Genomic DNA, 15,905 nt, shown 5'->3' with positions numbered 1-15,905 from the left:
TCGTAAGGAAAAAAGGCGGGTATCCGGAGCCGCCTTTTGCTTAGTGGTGCTCAGCCGCCGCGTGCTCGTTTGGCGGCATGCGCCTTTCGGCGCGCACCTGCCCGATGCGCAGGCCATCGCGCTGCGTGATCTCGAAGCGCCATTCGCCCCATTCGATCGATTCGCCGACCTCGGGCAGGCGGCCGCACACCCGCAGCAGCGCGCCAGCCAGCGTGGCGTCCTGCACCGAGCTTGGCAGGGCATCATCCTGCAGCAGCATGCGGGCTTCCTCGACCGGCATGTCGGCGTCCAGCAGCCAGACGCCCTCGGACAGCAGCGTGGCGGGCGGGGCTTCGTCGGGATGCTCGGGCAGGTCGCCGCCCACCGCCGTCAGTACGTCCAGCGGCGTGACCAGGCCTTCGCAGCTGCCGTGCTCGTCGACCACGATCAGCATGTGGTCGCGCGACTGGCGCAGTTCTTCCAGCACCTTCAGCACCGGCACGCTCTCGATGATGTAGTGCGGCTTGCGGGCCAGCTCGATCAGGTCGACGGCGCCGGGCACCTGCAGCCTGGGCATCACGTCCTTGAAGTGCAGCACGCCGATGACGTTCGAGGCGTCGCCTTCGCACAGCGGCAGGCGGGCGTGGCCCGAGGCGAATTTCTGCACCACGGTGTCGGTGTCGTCCTTCACGTCCAGCCAGACCATGTCGCCGCGCGGCACCATGATCGAGCGCACGTCGCGCGCGCCCAGCGACAGAGTGCGTTCGATCAGGCTGCTTTCCTCGGGCGCGAAGCCGTCGCCGTCGCCCACGCCGTCCACCAGCGCCGCCACGTCCTCGGCGGGATTCTGGGCATGTGCCTGCGAGCGGTCATGCTTGCTCGCGCGCAAGAGGCGCAGCACGGCCCGCGCGGTGCGCTGGCGGCCGGTCAGGCCCTGGCTGCGGCGGCTGCGGTTGCGGCGCGCCAACTGGTTGCAGGCCTCGATCACGATCGAGAAGCCGATGGCGGCATACAGGTAACCCTTGGGCACGTGGAAGCCCAGGCCTTCGGCCACCAGGCTGAAGCCGATCATCAGCAACAGGCCCAGGCACAGGATCACCACGGTGGGGTGGCGGCCGACGAAGGCCATCAGCGGGCGGCTGGCCAGCATCATCACGGCCATGGCGATCACCACGGCGATCATCATGATGCTCAGGTCCTGCACCATGCCCACGGCGGTGATGACCGAGTCCAGCGAGAACACGGCGTCCAGCACGATGATCTGCAGGATGACCTGCCAGAACACCGCGTGCTGCACCTTCTGGCTGGTGCTGTGGGTGCTGCCCTCCACACGTTCATGCAGTTCCATCGTGCCTTTGAACAGCAGGAACACGCCGCCGAAAATGAGGATCAGGTCACGGCCCGATATCTCGGCGCCGAACACGGTGAACAGCGGGGTGGTCAGGGTGACGACCCACGCAATGCTGGCCAGGAGACCCAGGCGCATGACCATGGCCAGCGACAGGCCGATGATACGCGCGCGGTTGCGCTGCTCGGGCGGCAGCTTGTCGGCCAGGATTGCGATGAACACCAGGTTGTCGATGCCCAGGACGATCTCGAGAACGATCAGCGTCGCCAGGCCGAGCCAGGCAGTGGGATCGGACATCCAGTCGAAAATCATTTGTGGATCCAATAGGGACGAATACGGGCGGCGCGGCGCGAATCGGTCGCGGCGGCGGGCCAGCCGGAAACGGGGAGGGCGATGTGCGCGGATGCGCGGATGGCTCGATGCATGCGGCGCCGCGAAGGCGGGTGACGCATGGCGATGAACAGGACGGAAGCGTCGGGGATGACGTTCGGTCTGACGGCGAAGACGGCTCGGCGGCGGTCTTCCGGGAAGACGCGCCACGGCTGGGGCAGTCGGGGCGCGGTACTACTGGGAGGTTCGCTTGTCATAGGCAAGGACGGTGCCGCGGCGTTGCCGGCTTGCGCCTGGCTGCGGGGCCATCCTTTTTCTTACGGAAAGCTGAATAATACAGGAGCGTCGGCGTTTTACCAGCGGCGCCAGCGGTTTGCGAAGGCGGCACGGCGCGATTGCCTGAGCGGGCCGTCGCGCTGGCCGCCTTTTCTGCCCGCCGTCAGGCCGGTTGCGCCTGTTCCACGCGCGGCTTGCGGTGGATCATCAGCGCGATCACCGCCGCCACCAGGCCCGTGGCGCCCGACAGCACGAAGGCCATCAGGTAGCTGCCGGTGCTTTCGCGCACGAAGCCGCCCATCCAGGCCGCGCTCGCCGCGCCCAGTTGATGCCCGGCCACGATCCAGCCGAACACCACCGGCGCGTCACGTTCGCCGAAGGCCTCGGTGGTCAGCCGCAGCGTGGGCGGCACGGTGGCAATCCAGTCCAGGCCGTAGAAGATGGCGAAGATCGACAGGCTGTAGAACGAAAAATCGGAGTAGGGCAGATACATCAGCGACAGGCCGCGCAGCGCGTAGTACGTGAACAGCAGCTTGCGCGGATCGTAGCGGTCGGTCAGCCAACCCGAGGCCGTGGTGCCCACCAGGTCGAACACGCCCATCAGCGCCAGCAGGCCGGCGGCCTGCACCTCGGCGATGCCGTGGTCGCCGCACAGCGCGATCAGGTGGGTGCCGATCAGGCCGTTGGTGGTGAAGCCGCATACGAAGAACGTGGCGAACAGATACCAGAACACGCGCTTGCCAGCGGCCTGGCGCAGCACGCCGAAGGTGGCGGCCACCATGCCGGTGCGCGGCGCGGGGGCCGAGGGCAGGGTGCCGGGCTCGCTGCCATAGGGCACCAGGTTCACGTCGGCGGGGCGGTCGGGCACCAGCAGCCAGGCCAGCGGCGCCATGACCAGCGCGCCGGCGGCCACCGCCCAGACCACGAGGGTCCAGTCGCCGGACGAGGCCAGCTTGGCCAGGATCGGCAGGAACACCAGGTTGCCCGTGGCCGTGCTGGCGGTCAGCAGGCCCATCATCAATCCGCGGCGGCGGACGAACCAGCGGTTGACGACCGTGGCGCCCAGCACCACGGCCACCGCGCCCGAGGCCATGCCCGAGAAGACGCCCCAGGTGGCCAGCAGATGCCAGGTCTCGGTCATGTAGGCGCTGGCGGCGCTGGAGGCGGACATCACCAGCAAGGCAGTGATCAGCACGCGGCGCAGGCCGAAACGCTCCATGGCCGCCGCGGCGAACGGACCCATCAGGCCGTAGAAGAAGATGCCGATGGCCGCCGCCAATGAAATCGAGGAACGGCTCCAGCCGAAGGATTCTTCCAGCGGCACCAGCAGCACGCTGGGTGTGGAGCGCAGGCCGGCCGAGACCAGCAGGGCGAAGAAGATGACGGCGACCACGACGAAGGCGTAGCGCTGGCCGAAGCGGGGAACGGCGCGGTGGAAGATCATGTTACTGACCGGTACGTATCAAGGAAGGCGTATAATACGTACCGGTCAGTAACGTCGTCAACCGCATTTTTCGATTCCCGTGGCCGCGCGCGCAGGCGTTTGCAGAGCGCCATGTCGTTATGATCGGGCGATCCGCGCGCCGTTTTTTCAGGGCCTTCCATGACGAACAAAACCTCTGTTCCCGATGCCCCGCCGCGTCCCGCGCCGGCGGCCGAACGCATCCGCAAGAGCGCGCGCCAGCTTTTCTACCACCAGGGCATACGTGCCGTGGGGGTGGATGCCATCGTGGCCGAGGCCGGCGTCACCAAGCCCAGCCTGTACCGCAGCTTCTCGTCCAAGGACGAGCTGGCGGCGTCCTATCTGCGTGACTACGAGGGCGAGTTCTGGGCCCGGCTGGATGCCGCGGCCGCCGCGCATCCCGGCGATCCGCGCGCGCAGATCCTGGCGTATTTCGAGGGCTTGACGTCTCGCGCCACCGCACCCGGCTGCTATCGCGGCTGCGGCCTGAGCAATGCGGTGGTGGAGTATCCCGAGGCCGATCATCCCGCACGGCAGGTGGCCGTCGCGCACAAGCGCGAACTGCGCCGACGCCTGGTGGACATGGCGCGCGACATGGGCGCGCGGGATCCGCAGGCGCTGGGCGACGGCCTGCTGTTGCTGCTCGAAGGCACGTTCGTGTCGGGGCAGATCTTCGGCGCGGACGGTCCGGCCAGGCATCTGCGCGAGATCGCGGACCGGCTGATCGAGGCCAGTCTGTAGCGCATGCCAGTGATCACCTTACGCAAGTCCACCCCAGCGGATGGCCCGCGCGCACTCGACATCTGGAAGCGGGCGGTGGACGCCACCCATCATTTCCTGACCCCTGAAGACCGCCGGGCCATCGAGGCCGAGGTCGCGGCCTTCCTGCCGCAGGCGCCGCTGGACCTGGCGGTCGACGCGGCGGACCGGGCCATCGCCTTCATGCTGCTGGACGGCAACCGCATGGAGGCCCTGTTCGTCGATCCCGCGTATCGCGGGTCCGGCGTGGGCCGTCTGCTCGTGCAACACGCGCTGTCCCGGCATCCCGGCCTGTGCACCGACGTCAATGCGCAGAATGGCCAGGCCATCGGGTTCTACGAGCGGCTGGGCTTCCAGGCCATCGGCCGGTCCGGACAGGACGGGCAGGGCAGGCCCTATCCGCTGATCCATCTTCGCCATCCGCCCGGCCGGGACTGAGCCCGCGTTTTCTTCCGGCCAAAAAAGAACGGCGCCTTGCGGCGCCATCCTGTACTGCTCAGCCTTTTCGGCTTTTTCCCCTGGGGTCTGCAGGGCGGGCGTATGTTGCCCGCCTCTGGTGTTCCTGCTTAGCTGTGGTACGCGGACTCGCCGTGGCTGGTCACGTCCAGGCCTTCGCGTTCCTGGTCTTCCGGCACACGCAGGCCGCACAGCATGTCGGCGATCTTGTAGGCGATCCAGGCCACGATGCCCGACCAGACGATGGTCAGCAGCACGCCTTCGAGCTGCACCCAAACCTGGCCGGCGATGGCGCCGACGCTGTCCAGGCCCGGGCCGCCCAGGGCCTTGGCGTTGAACACACCGGTCAGCAGGGCGCCGACGATGCCGCCCACGCCGTGCACGCCGAACACGTCCAGCGCGTCATCGGCACGCAGCATGCGCTTCAGGCCGTTGACACCCCACACGCAGATCACGCCTGCCACCACGCCGATCACCAGCGCGCCCACCGGACCCACCAGGCCGGCGGCCGGGGTGATGCCGACCAGGCCGGCGATCGCGCCGGAAGCGGCGCCCAGCATCGAGGGCTTGCCCTTCAGGCTCCATTCGGTCAGCGTCCAGGCCAGCACCGCGCCCGCCGTGGCGACCATCGTGTTGAAGAAGGCCAGCGTGGCGCCTTCGTTGGCGGCCAGCGACGAACCGGCGTTGAAACCGAACCAGCCCACCCACAGCAGCATGGCGCCGATGTAGGTCATGGGCAGGTTGTGCGGCTGCATCGCTTCACGGCCGTAGCCGACGCGCTTGCCGATCACGTAGGCGCCCACCAGGCCGGCCACGCCAGCGTTGATGTGCACCACCGTGCCGCCGGCGAAATCCAGCGCGCCCTTGGCGTTCATCAGGCCCGGCGCGGTTTCCGAGACGAACCACACCATGTGGGCGATGGGCACGTAGGCGAACGTGAACCAGATCACCGTGAAGACCAGCACGGCGGAGAAGCGGACGCGCTCGGCGAAGCTGCCCACGATCAGCGCGCAGGTGATGCCGGCGAACGTGGCCTGGAACGACGCGAACAGGATCTCGGTCAGCGAGGCCGACATGGCGTAGGAACCATCCGCCGGCGTGAACATGCCGGAGAAGAACACCCGCGAGAAGCCGCCGAAGAAGGCGTTGCCTTCGGTGAAGGCCAACGAGTAGCCGTAGATGAACCACAGCACGACGCCCAGGGCGAACGTGCACAGCACCTGCATCAGCACCGACAGCACGTTCTTGCTGCGCACCAGGCCGCCGTAGAACAGCGCCAGGCCGGGGACCGCCATCATCAACACCAGCAGTGTCGAGACGAGCAACCAGGAGATATCCGCTTTATCCATTTCTAATAGGCTCCAATGAGTCTTTCTCTGTGTGCGTTACAGCGCAGCTTCCCCGGATTCGCCGGTTCGGATACGAATGACCTGCTCCAGCGGGGCAGTGAAGATCTTGCCGTCACCGATCTTGCCGGTGCGGGCAGCCTGCTCGATGGCTTCGATGACCTGATCGACCAAATGGTCGGGCACAGCAGCTTCCACCCGAAGCTTGGGCAGAAAATCGACGGCGTATTCCGCGCCGCGGTACAACTCGGTATGGCCCTTCTGGCGTCCGAAACCTTTCACTTCGGTGACGGTCAGTCCCTGGACGCCGATGCCGGACAGAGCCACCCGCACTTCGTCGAGCTTGAATGGCTTGATGATGGCGATGACGAGTTTCATGGCTTTTCCTCTCATGGTTGCGCGTAGGCATCAGCAATTAAGCAAAACGCGTGCCAACTTCATGGCGCCGGGGCTCGGCGCGCCGCTGGCCCGTGCCATCGCGCGGGGCCGGATTGCGGTGCGTCGCATCTGTGCATGCATGCATCAACATGGGGCATTCGCGCACGCCGTGATGCACCATTCTGGATCGTCATTCCAGATGGTGGGGCAGGGTGCAACCAAGTATGTATTGGCGGGGGAATTTGTAGCCAATTGCAGGGGCGGCTACGGCGGTGGACTGCCGCCGCTGATACGGCGCATTACAGCTGCCGCTTGTCTGTGGTCCGGCACTCATGAAGAATCGTTTGCACGCGATGACCGAAAGGTTCTCGAGTACGGTCCGGGCAACCGGGCCAACCAGGGGTGTGCCTGATGGCAGCTTCTAGGAATCGCTGCGGCGATTCGGTTTTTCTCCTGTGCTTTTGAAAGGCGGCGGCGCTTCGGCGGGCCGCTTTCTTTTTGTCCGCCGTTTGCGACGGAGGACGACAGGTCCCTCGGCACCTTCTTGGGGCCCGCGGCGACACAGAAGATCACCGCTGGCGCCTGCACAGCCACGCGTCAGGCTCTACACTGGTGTCTGTTCGCCAGTATCCGAAGGAAAAGCCATGATGAATAACCGCACGCAGTGGATGGAAGACCTGCAGAAGAATCTGTCCGATCTGATCGCCCGCAGCCCCGCCGCCGACCTGGAGCGCAATGCGCGCGCCATGATGACGCAGACTTTCACCCGGCTTGACCTGGTCACCCGCGAAGAGTTCGAGGTGCAGACCGACCTGCTGGCGCGCGCCCGCATGCGTGTCGATCAACTGGGCGAGCAGGTGCAGCAGTTGCAGGCTCGCCTGGACGCGTTGGAAGCAAAGGGCGGCAGTTCACCGTCCTGAGCGCAGGAGGCGCCGCGGCCTCAGCCCGCGGCGCTCGCGCGCTTGCCCAGGCCGCTGGCCGCTACCGTCGATACCGCCAGCACGATCAGCGTGGCGCCATAGAGGTCCGTGGTCAGGTGCAAGCCCAGCTCATGGACCATCACGCCCGCCAGCAGCGCGGGCAGGCTGAAGGCCAGGTAGCTCAGCACGAAGAAGGCCGCCATCAGTCCCGCGCGTTCGGCCGGCTGCGCCAGCGGCACGACCGAGCGCAATGCGCCCTGGAAGGCCGCGCCGAACCCGGTGCCCGCCAGGCAGGTGCCGGCGAAGAACAGCATGGCACTGTCGCGGTGCACACCGGTCAGCGTGACCACCAGGCCAGCCGCCAGCGCGATCGACCCTGTCATCAGCAGGCGCGGGGTGGGCAATCGGCGAAGCAGGGCGATGGCGCCGAAGCCGCTCATCGTCAGTGCGAACACCACCCAGCCGCCTACCACGATATTGTCGGATTGGGTGACGCTGCGCGCCAGGGTCGGCCCCAGCGATAAATAAAATCCGCCCAACGCCCACAGGGCAATATTGACCGGTAGGATACGCAGCAACGCCGCGCGGGCCGCGGGCGGCACCCGCACGCGCGGGCGCATCGAGGCCAACAGGCCCGGCATGCGGCTTGCGGACTCCGGTAGCCGTAGCACCAGCAGTGCTTCGACGGCCAGCAGCGCGATCAGCAGCAGGTAGACCAGCCGCATCGGCGCGGGCGCGTATTGCACCAGCAGGCTGGTGCCCAGGGCGCCGATTCCCATGCCGAACAACGGCGACAGGGAATTGAGCAGCGGGCCGCGTTCGCGGCTGGCATCCAGCAGGCCGGCGCCCAACGCGCTGATCGCCATGCCGGTGGACAGCCCTTGCAGCGCACGCGCCACCAGGAGCATTGCCGCGCCATCCGCGGCAGCGAAGAGTGACAAGGCAAGCATGTCGAGCAGGATGCTGCCCACGATCACGGGCCGCCGGCCCAGGTGATCGGACAGCGGGCCAGTGGTCAGCAGCGCAGCAAGCAGGCTGAAGGCGTAGATGGCGAACACCAGCGTCAACGTGCCGGACGAGAAGTGCCAGGCGTCCTGGTACACCCGGTACAGCGGCGTCGGGGCGCTGGACGCGCCCAGGAATGTCGCGGCGGTCAACGAGTAAACGGCGAGTGCGCGTGCAGAGGCAGCGGGGGTGGAGATGGCGTTCATTGACACTCCGGCGGTCAAACGCTAGATAATTGCTTTAGTGCAGCATAGATCATCAAGAATACTAAAGCAATTTAATAGCTTTAGCATGACGAAAAGCGTTCAGTTTCCACGCAGGGAGTTTCCATCATGGCGATACGAGAAGGTGTGCGGCCAGGCGGGCGCAGTGCACGCGTGCAGGCGTCGGTGCATCAGGCGGTAAAGAGCCTGCTGGATGAAATGTCCAGCGAGGAGGTGACGGTGGCGTTGGTGGCGGCGGAAGCCGGGGTCACGCCTTCCACCATCTATCGACGGTGGGGCGACCTGCAGACCTTGCTGGCCGACGTGGCGGTCGACCGGTTCCATCCCGATGGCGATCCGGGCGATACGGGGGCCTTCCGCAGCGATCTGCAGGCCTGGGCGCAAGGATACGTCGAGGAAATGACCTCGGCGCCGGGCCGCCAGTTGCTGCGCGACGTGATGGCCGGCATGAGCGCCACCGACAGCGGCCCCGCCTGCCAATGCGCGGCCATTGTGCGGGGCCATCTGCAGATGTTCGTGGATCGGGCGCGCGAACGTGGCGAGGCCGATGTGCCGGACATGGACGACGTGCTGGATTTCGTCGTGGCGCCGATCACGTACCGGCTGCTGTTCGACACGGTGCCGGTGGATCCGGAGTTCGCGAAACTGTGTGTCGCCAGGCTGCTGGACGCGCGGATGGGCGAGCCTGCGTGACGTTTTTGTCCCTACGCACGCGGCGCGGCGCGCCGTAAATGCCCATACTGGCCCGCTCGTCGTCCATCGAGCAGGCCATCCATGACCCTAGCCGTATTCGCCAGCCGCGCCTTGTCCGGCCTGGAAGCGCCCGCCGTGCGGGTGGAAACCCATCTGGGCACGGGGCTGCCGTCGTTCAGTGTCGTGGGCCTGCCGGATACGGAGGTGCGTGAAAGCCGCGAACGGGTGCGCGCGGCGCTGGCCAACAGCGGCTTCGAGTTTCCACCCGGGCGCATCACCGTCAATCTGTCGCCCGCCGACCTGCCCAAAGCCTCGGCGCGTTTCGACCTGCCCATCGCGTTGGGGCTGCTGCTGGCATCCGGGCAGTTGACGCTGCCGGCAAACATGCCGGCGCATGCGCTGGCGGACGTCGTGCTGGCGGGCGAACTTTCGCTGACCGGCGCGCTGGTGCCGGTGGCGTCCCCTTTGCCGTTGGCATTGGCCGTGGCGCGCGAGCGGCCCGGCGCCGTGCTGGTGCTGCCCAAGGGCAGCGCGGAGATCGCGGCCTGGGTGCCGGGCGTGCGCGTGCTGTCCGCGCAGACGCTGGCCGAGGTGGCGGCGCATCTGGCGGGCGTCTCGGCATTGCCGGCTGCGCAACCGGCGGCCTGGCCCGCCGCGCCGGACCTGCCTTGCCTGTCGGATGTGCGCGGCCAGCCTGCGGCGCGGCGCGCGCTGGAGGTCTGCGCGGCGGGCGCGCACAGCCTGTTGATGGTCGGGCCGCCGGGGGCGGGCAAGAGCATGCTGGCGCAACGCCTGCCGGGATTGTTGCCGCCGCTGTCCGTGACGCATGCGCTGGAAGCCGCGGCGCTGGCCGCGCTGGCGGGCAGTGTGCTGCCATTGGGACAGCCGCCGCTGCGCGCACCGCACCACACCGTCTCGGCGACGGCATTGGTGGGCGGCGGCAGCAAACCGAGGCCGGGAGAGATCAGCCTGGCCCACCGAGGGGTGCTCTTCCTCGACGAACTCCCGGAATTCGGCAGAAAAGCACTGGAGTCCTTGCGCGAGCCCCTGGAGACGGGCAGGGTGGCCATCTCGCGCGCCTTGCATCAGGTCGAGTACCCCGCGCGGTTCCAGTTGGTGGCGGCCATGAATCCCTGTCCATGCGGCTGGCGTGGCCACCCCACGCGCCCGTGCCGTTGCAGTCCGGATCAGGTGGAGCGTTATGCGGGCAAGATCTCCGGCCCCTTGCTGGACCGCATCGACCTGCATCTGGCCATTCCGCCCGCGGACCTGCACTGGCTGGACGAGCCGCCGGGCGAGCCTTCATCGGTGGTTCGGGCGCGTGTGGGGCGTTGCCGGGATCGCCAACTGGCCCGGCAGGGCAAGCCCAATGCCGCGTTGCGGGGCGCCGAGCTGGAAAAGCATTGTCCGATGCCGCAGGCGGCGCGCACCCTGCTGCAGCAGGCCATTCGTAAATTGGATGGTTCGGCGCGCGCCATGCATCGCGCCCTGCGGGTGGCGCGCACGCTGGCGGATCTGGAGGGCGCCGGCGAGATCGATACGCGGCATGTCGCCGAGGCCGTGCAGTATCGGCGGACGTCGGTGTGATCGGGCGGGCGGCCGGTCGGATGTGATTGCGCTCGATGATTCAGCGTGGGTTCTCCAGCGTGTTCCGATACGCGTACACCCCCGGGGATCCGCCCGTCATGATGAACAGCACCGAATCGCCCGCCTCGAACTCACCCGCGCGAATCGACGCGATCAGACCCGCGAACGCCTTGCCGCTGTACACCGGATCCAGCACCAGGCCTTCCGTGCGGGCGAGCAGGCGCACGGCATTGGCCATGGCCTGTGTCGGCAATCCATAGCCTGGTCCCAGTTGCGAATCCGTGACGTGGATCGCGTCGGCATCGAGCGCTCCCGGACGTTGCAACTGCGAGAAGATCGCCTCCACCAGGCTGGCCGTGCGCTGCCTGGCCACTTCCTGTTGCGCCAGGACGGTGTACCCCTGCGCGCGCCGCGCATCGCCATCCAGTAACTGCAGTCCGGCAAGCAGGCCCGCATGCGTGCCGAAGCTGCCCGTGGGAATCACGATGCGCGCAAAGCGCGTGTCCATGGCCCGTTCCTGTTGCAGCAGTTCCGCCGCGCAGGCCACGTAGCCCAGCGCGCCCAACGGAGACGATCCGCCCAGGCCCACCACATAGGCCTTGCGGCCCTGGCGCTGCAATTCGCCCGCGCGTTGCTGGGCCGCGAGCAGCGGATCGGCACCGTGCGCCACCCGGTGCACCGTGGCGCCGAACAGTTGGTCCAGCAAGACGTTGCCGTTGTTGGCATAGGCCTCGTCTTCGTACGCCACCATGTCGGCCAGCATCAGTTCGCAGGCCAGGCCCGCCCGCGCCGAGGCGGCCGCCGTCAGCCGCGCATGGTTGGACTGCAGGCCGCCGGTGGTGATGAACGTGTCGCAACCCTGGGCGAGCGCTTCCCCGACCAGGAACTCCAGCTTGCGCAGCTTGTTGCCGCCCAGTCCGACGCCCATCAGGTCGTCGCGCTTGACGTAGATCCGGACCGGGCTGTCCAGGCGGGTTTCCAGCCGCGGCAAGCGCTGGATGGGTGTGGGTCCGTCCAGCAGAGGAAACCGCTCGAATCGGGCCAGTGTGTCGTTCAGGTCCATCGTGTCTCCGTGATTCGTCTTTTCTACCGGGATGACTATTAGGCCACAGGGAAGCGCCTCTGCCCGCGCGGTTCATTCTCGGCTACGGGACGCTGCGCATTGCATTTTTATTTTCCGTATACGAAAATGTTTTTCATACATACGAAAAATGGAGACAGCATGACCACGACTCCCCAGTGGCTGGTGCGCGAGGCCGAGGTGCCCGGCTACCATCCCGCCAACCACACCGGCACGCTCAACCGCCGTCTCATCGGCCCCGCCAACGTCGGCTCCAGGCATGTCGAGGTGCTGCTGGGCGTGATCGAGAAGGGCAACGGCGCATTGCCCCACGCGCATCCCGGCATCGAACAGGTCTGTTATCTGCTGGCCGGCACGGCGCGCGCGCAGGTGGGCGACGAATCGGCCGACATGCAGCCGGGCGACTGCTGTTATTTCCCGCCCGACATTCCGCACGTGTTCACGGTGACCAGCGACACTCCGGCGCGCCTGCTGGTGATCTACACGCCGCCGTATGAAGAATCGCCCGACCGGGTGATCCGCAGCGCTGCCTGAGCGGCGCTGATGTGCCGCTGCATCGGGGCGCCGGCTCGTGCCGGCGTGCCCTTGGGCGGCATGCATGCCTGCCCGCGCCGGCGTCCTGATCGGCATGGGCCCATACCTATATAACGACAGGAGACAAGACCATGCAGCAATTCCGATCCTTCCTGGGGGCGGCCACCGTGGCCATCGCCGGGCTGTGCGCCGCCGCGCCTGCCGTGGCCGCCGACAACTACCCCTCGCGTCCCGTCACGCTGGTCGTGCCGTTTCCGGCGGGCGCGGGCACCGACGCCGTGGGCCGCATTTTCGCGGGCGAACTGGGCGCCATCCTGGGCCAGCCCGTCGTGGTGGAGAACCGGCCGGGCGCCAACTCCACCATCGCGGGCAACCTGGTGGCGCGCGCCAAGCCGGACGGCTATACCCTGTTCGTCACCACGAACACCTCGCATTCGGCCGCGCCGTGGCTGATGAAGAGCATTCCCTACGATCCCATCAAGGATTTCACGCCCATCGCGCGCGGCGGCAACCTGCCGTTCATGCTGGTGGTCAATCCCAAGCGGCCGTACAAGAATGTGCAGGAACTGGTCGACTATGCGCGCAAGAATCCCGGCAAGGTCACCTATGCCAGCGGCAACAGCACGGGCATCGTGGCCGGCGCCACGCTGGCGCGCCAGACGAAGACCGACATGCTGCACATCCCCTACAAGGGCACGCCGCAGGCGCTGACCGACGTGGTGGGCGGGCAGGTCGACTTCATGTTCACCGACCTCACGTCCGGCATGCCGTTCGTGCAGTCGGGCCAACTGCGCGCCCTGGCCGTGTCCACCGCCGAGCGCAGCAAGATCGTGCCCGACCTGCCGTCGATGCGCGAAGCCGGCGTGGCCAATTTCGACCTGAATTCCTGGAACGGCTACTTCGGCCCGGCGGGCATGCCCCCGGAAGTCGTGGCCAAACTCAACCAGGCCATCAACCAGATCGTCGCCAAGCCCGAGGTGCGCAAGCGCCTGGCCGACCTGGGTTTCGACGCCTTCAGCAGCACGCCGCAGGAGTTCGGCGCCTTCGTCGGCCAGCAGCTCGACCTGTGGGGCAAACTGGTGCGCGACGCCGGCATCCAACCCGAATGACGCAAGCTTCCGATTCCCGCTTCACCCCGGCCGCGCCGGCCGCAGGTCCCTTGGCCGGCCTGCGCGTGCTGGACCTCAGTACGGTGGTCATGGGCCCGTACGCCACGCAGATGCTGGGCGACCTGGGCGCCGACGTCATCAAGGTCGAGCCGCCCGCCGGCGACAACCTGCGCGCCGTCGGTCCCATGCGCAATCCCGGCATGGGCCATCTGCACCTGCACCTGAACCGCAACAAGCGTTCGCTGGTGCTCGACCTGAAGACGCCCGCGGGCCGTGACGCCTGCCTGCGGCTGGCCGCGGACTGCGATGCGCTGCTGTACAACATCCGGCCGCAGGCCATGGCGCGCCTGGGCCTGTCGTACGAAGCGGTGGCGGCCGTCAATCCGCGCATCGTGTACGTGGGCGCCTATGGCTTCAGCGAAGCCGGCCCTTACGCAGGCCGGCCCGCCTACGACGATCTCATCCAGGGCCTGGCCGGCCTGGGCGACCTGTCGGTGCGGCAGGGCTCGGACGTGCCGCGCTATGCGCCGCTGACGCTGGCCGACCGCAGCGTCGGGCTGAACGTGGCCATCGCGCTGCTGGCCGGCGTGCTGCATGCGCGCGGGCATGGCCGCGGCCAGGCGATCGAGATACCCATGTTCGAGGGCATGGCCCACATGGTGCTGGGCGACCACCTGGGCGGGGCCACCTTCGATCCCCCGATGGGGCCCACCGGCTATGCGCGCCTGCTGGCCGAGCATCGCCGGCCCTACGCCACGTCCGACGGCTACCTGTCGCTGCTGATCTACAACGACAAGCATTGGCGCGCTTTCTTCACGCTGATCGGCCAGCCCGAACTGCTGCAGGATCCGCGTTTCTGCACCCACACCGCGCGCGCCGCGCACATCGGCGAGGTCTACGCCTACGTGGCCGAGGTCATCCGCGCGCGCTCCACCGGGCAGTGGCTCGAGGAGCTGGCGCGCGCCGACATCCCGGCCGCGCCGCTGTATTCGGTCGAAGACCTGATGGCCGACGAGCACATGCGCGCCACCGATTTCGTGCGCAGCGTCGACCATCCCACCGAGGGCAAGCTGCGCACCACGGCGCCCCTGGGGCGCTACGCCGACACACCGACCGCGCTGCGCCGCCCCGCGCCGCGCCTGGGCGAGCATGGCCGCGAGATCCTGCGCGAAGCGGGTTTCGACGACGCGGCCATCGACCGCCTGGTTGCCGAACACGTCACCATCTCTGGGGAGACCTGATGGATTTCGAGCTTTCCGCGGACCAGTCCGCGCTGTGCGATGCGATCGGGCGCGTGTGCGCCCGCTACCCCGACGAATACTGGCTGGCGCGCGACCGCGATGGCGCCTTCCCGCACGACTTCCACGCCGACCTGGCGCGCGATGGCTGGCTGGGCATCGCCATGCCGCAGGAATACGGCGGCGCCGGCATGGGCATGACCGAGGCCGCGCTGATGATGCAGTCGATCGCGGCCTCGGGGGCGGGCTTCACCGGCGCGTCCGCCGTGCACATGAACATCTTCGGCCTGAACCCCGTGGTGGTGTTCGGCACGGACGAGCAGCGCGGCCGTTGGCTGCCGCCGCTGATCGAGGGCCGTCACAAGGCCTGTTTCGCCGTCACCGAACCGGATGCCGGCCTGGACACCACCCGACTGTCCACCCGCGCCGAACGGGTCGACGGCGGCTACGTGGTGCATGGCCGCAAGATCTGGATTTCCACCGCGCAGGTGGCCGACAAGATGCTGCTGCTGGCGCGCACCACGCCGCTGGCCGACGTGTCCAAGCCCACGCAGGGGTTGTCGCTGTTCTATACCGACCTGGACCGCTCGCGCGTGGAAGTGCGCGAGATCGAGAAGATGGGCCGCAAGGCCGTGGACTCGAACATGCTGTTCATCGACGGCCTGCGCATTCCCGACTCGGACCGCATCGGCGAAGAGGGCAAGGGCTTCGAGTACATCCTGCATGGCCTGAATCCGGAGCGCATCCTGATCGGCGCGGAGGCCGTCGGCCTGGGCCGCGCCGCGCTGGACCGCGCGGTGCGCTATGCCGGCGAACGCGTGGTGTTCGGCCGGCCCATCGGCCAGAACCAGGGCATCCAGCATCCCCTGGCCCAGGTCTGGATGCAACTGGAGGCCGCCAACCTGATGGTGATGCGCGCCGCCAGCCAGTACGACGCCGGCCTGTCTTGCGCGCCCAGCGCCAACGCGGGCAAGTACCTGGCCGCGGAAGCCGGCCACAACGCCTGCCAGACCGCCATCCTGACGCTGGGCGGCATGGGCTATGCCAAGGAATACCACGTCGAGCGCCTGCTGCGCGAAAGCTATATCCCGCGCATCGCGCCAGTCAGCCCGCAACTGATCATGTGCTTCATCGCCGAGAAGGTGCTGGGGCTGCCGCGCTCTTACTGAGCGGTTCCCGG

At 67.6% G+C, this 15,905-nt stretch carries 15 protein-coding genes; 9 read left to right on the top strand and 6 right to left on the bottom strand.

What is annotated here, in order from left to right; translation table 11 throughout:
• Window positions 1–40: 40 nt before the first annotated feature.
• Together A7W11_RS23025 and A7W11_RS23020 are read right to left on the bottom strand one after the other, a co-directional pair.
• Window positions 41–1,639, bottom strand: a complete 1,599-nt coding sequence (locus tag A7W11_RS23025) for a TerC family protein (RefSeq protein ID WP_066419804.1) — start codon at window positions 1,637–1,639, stop codon at window positions 41–43.
• A 457-nt stretch (window positions 1,640–2,096) separates the two neighbouring features.
• Complete coding sequence (locus A7W11_RS23020; protein ID WP_066419801.1) at window positions 2,097–3,377, bottom strand: MFS transporter; 1,281 nt, start codon at window positions 3,375–3,377, stop codon at window positions 2,097–2,099.
• Between the two features lie 159 nt (window positions 3,378–3,536).
• Here A7W11_RS23020 and A7W11_RS23015 point away from each other — a divergent pair, with 159 nt between their 5' ends.
• Together A7W11_RS23015 and A7W11_RS23010 are read left to right on the top strand one after the other, a co-directional pair.
• A complete protein-coding gene (locus A7W11_RS23015) occupies window positions 3,537–4,136 on the top strand; it encodes a TetR/AcrR family transcriptional regulator (RefSeq protein ID WP_066419799.1) in 600 nt (199 codons plus the stop codon).
• Between the two features lie 9 nt (window positions 4,137–4,145).
• Window positions 4,146–4,592 carry an acetyltransferase gene (locus A7W11_RS23010; protein ID WP_173678842.1) on the top strand — a complete coding sequence of 149 codons (447 nt, stop codon included), beginning with the start codon at window positions 4,146–4,148 and terminating at the stop codon, window positions 4,590–4,592.
• Between the two features lie 128 nt (window positions 4,593–4,720).
• Here the strand turns inward: A7W11_RS23010 and amt are convergent, their stop codons facing one another.
• Together amt and A7W11_RS23000 are read right to left on the bottom strand one after the other, a co-directional pair.
• Window positions 4,721–5,959 carry an ammonium transporter gene (amt, locus tag A7W11_RS23005; RefSeq protein WP_066419794.1) on the bottom strand — a complete coding sequence of 413 codons (1,239 nt, stop codon included), beginning with the start codon at window positions 5,957–5,959 and terminating at the stop codon, window positions 4,721–4,723.
• Window positions 5,960–5,995: 36 nt separating this feature from the next.
• Window positions 5,996–6,334 (bottom strand): P-II family nitrogen regulator, encoded by a 339-nt coding sequence (locus A7W11_RS23000; RefSeq protein ID WP_029579579.1) that lies wholly within the window; start codon window positions 6,332–6,334, stop codon window positions 5,996–5,998.
• Between the two features lie 647 nt (window positions 6,335–6,981).
• On the opposite strand from A7W11_RS23000, the gene A7W11_RS22995 reads away from it, so the two are divergent.
• Complete coding sequence (locus tag A7W11_RS22995; RefSeq protein ID WP_066421635.1) at window positions 6,982–7,254, top strand: accessory factor UbiK family protein; 273 nt, start codon at window positions 6,982–6,984, stop codon at window positions 7,252–7,254.
• Between the two features lie 20 nt (window positions 7,255–7,274).
• On the opposite strand, the gene A7W11_RS22990 is transcribed toward A7W11_RS22995, so the two are convergent.
• Complete coding sequence (locus A7W11_RS22990; RefSeq protein WP_156523210.1) at window positions 7,275–8,465, bottom strand: MFS transporter; 1,191 nt, start codon at window positions 8,463–8,465, stop codon at window positions 7,275–7,277.
• 126 nt (window positions 8,466–8,591) lie between these two features.
• Between A7W11_RS22990 and A7W11_RS22985 the strand changes: the two genes are divergently transcribed.
• On the top strand, window positions 8,592–9,176 hold the full coding sequence (locus A7W11_RS22985; RefSeq protein ID WP_066419792.1) for a TetR/AcrR family transcriptional regulator: 585 nt from the start codon (window positions 8,592–8,594) through the stop codon (window positions 9,174–9,176).
• A gap of 81 nt (window positions 9,177–9,257) precedes the next feature.
• On the top strand, window positions 9,258–10,763 hold the full coding sequence (locus tag A7W11_RS22980; RefSeq protein WP_066419790.1) for a YifB family Mg chelatase-like AAA ATPase: 1,506 nt from the start codon (window positions 9,258–9,260) through the stop codon (window positions 10,761–10,763).
• A 40-nt stretch (window positions 10,764–10,803) separates the two neighbouring features.
• On the opposite strand, the gene A7W11_RS22975 is transcribed toward A7W11_RS22980, so the two are convergent.
• Entirely contained in the window at window positions 10,804–11,826 is a 1,023-nt protein-coding gene (locus tag A7W11_RS22975; protein ID WP_066419787.1) for a D-cysteine desulfhydrase family protein, read from the bottom strand.
• Between the two features lie 159 nt (window positions 11,827–11,985).
• On the opposite strand from A7W11_RS22975, the gene A7W11_RS22970 reads away from it, so the two are divergent.
• The 4 genes from A7W11_RS22970 (at window position 11,986) to A7W11_RS22955 (ending at window position 15,894) form a co-directional block, all read left to right on the top strand.
• On the top strand, window positions 11,986–12,378 hold the full coding sequence (locus tag A7W11_RS22970) for a cupin domain-containing protein (protein ID WP_066419780.1): 393 nt from the start codon (window positions 11,986–11,988) through the stop codon (window positions 12,376–12,378).
• 131 nt (window positions 12,379–12,509) lie between these two features.
• The gene (locus A7W11_RS22965; RefSeq protein WP_066419774.1) at window positions 12,510–13,487 is read left to right on the top strand and encodes a Bug family tripartite tricarboxylate transporter substrate binding protein; all 978 of its coding nucleotides are present in this window, start codon (window positions 12,510–12,512) and stop codon (window positions 13,485–13,487) included.
• A complete protein-coding gene (locus A7W11_RS22960) occupies window positions 13,484–14,728 on the top strand; it encodes a CaiB/BaiF CoA transferase family protein (RefSeq protein ID WP_066419773.1) in 1,245 nt (414 codons plus the stop codon). Before A7W11_RS22965 ends, A7W11_RS22960 begins: the two co-directional genes overlap by 4 nt.
• Window positions 14,728–15,894, top strand: coding sequence for an acyl-CoA dehydrogenase family protein (locus A7W11_RS22955; protein ID WP_066419771.1), 1,167 nt, complete (start codon window positions 14,728–14,730; stop codon window positions 15,892–15,894). The genes A7W11_RS22960 and A7W11_RS22955 overlap by 1 nt, the downstream gene beginning before the upstream one ends.
• Window positions 15,895–15,905: the final 11 nt, after the last annotated feature.

This window comes from Bordetella ansorpii, assembly GCF_900078315.1.
Classification (GTDB): domain Bacteria; phylum Pseudomonadota; class Gammaproteobacteria; order Burkholderiales; family Burkholderiaceae_B; genus Bordetella; species Bordetella ansorpii.
This window is presented reverse-complemented; position numbering and strand designations above follow the sequence as displayed.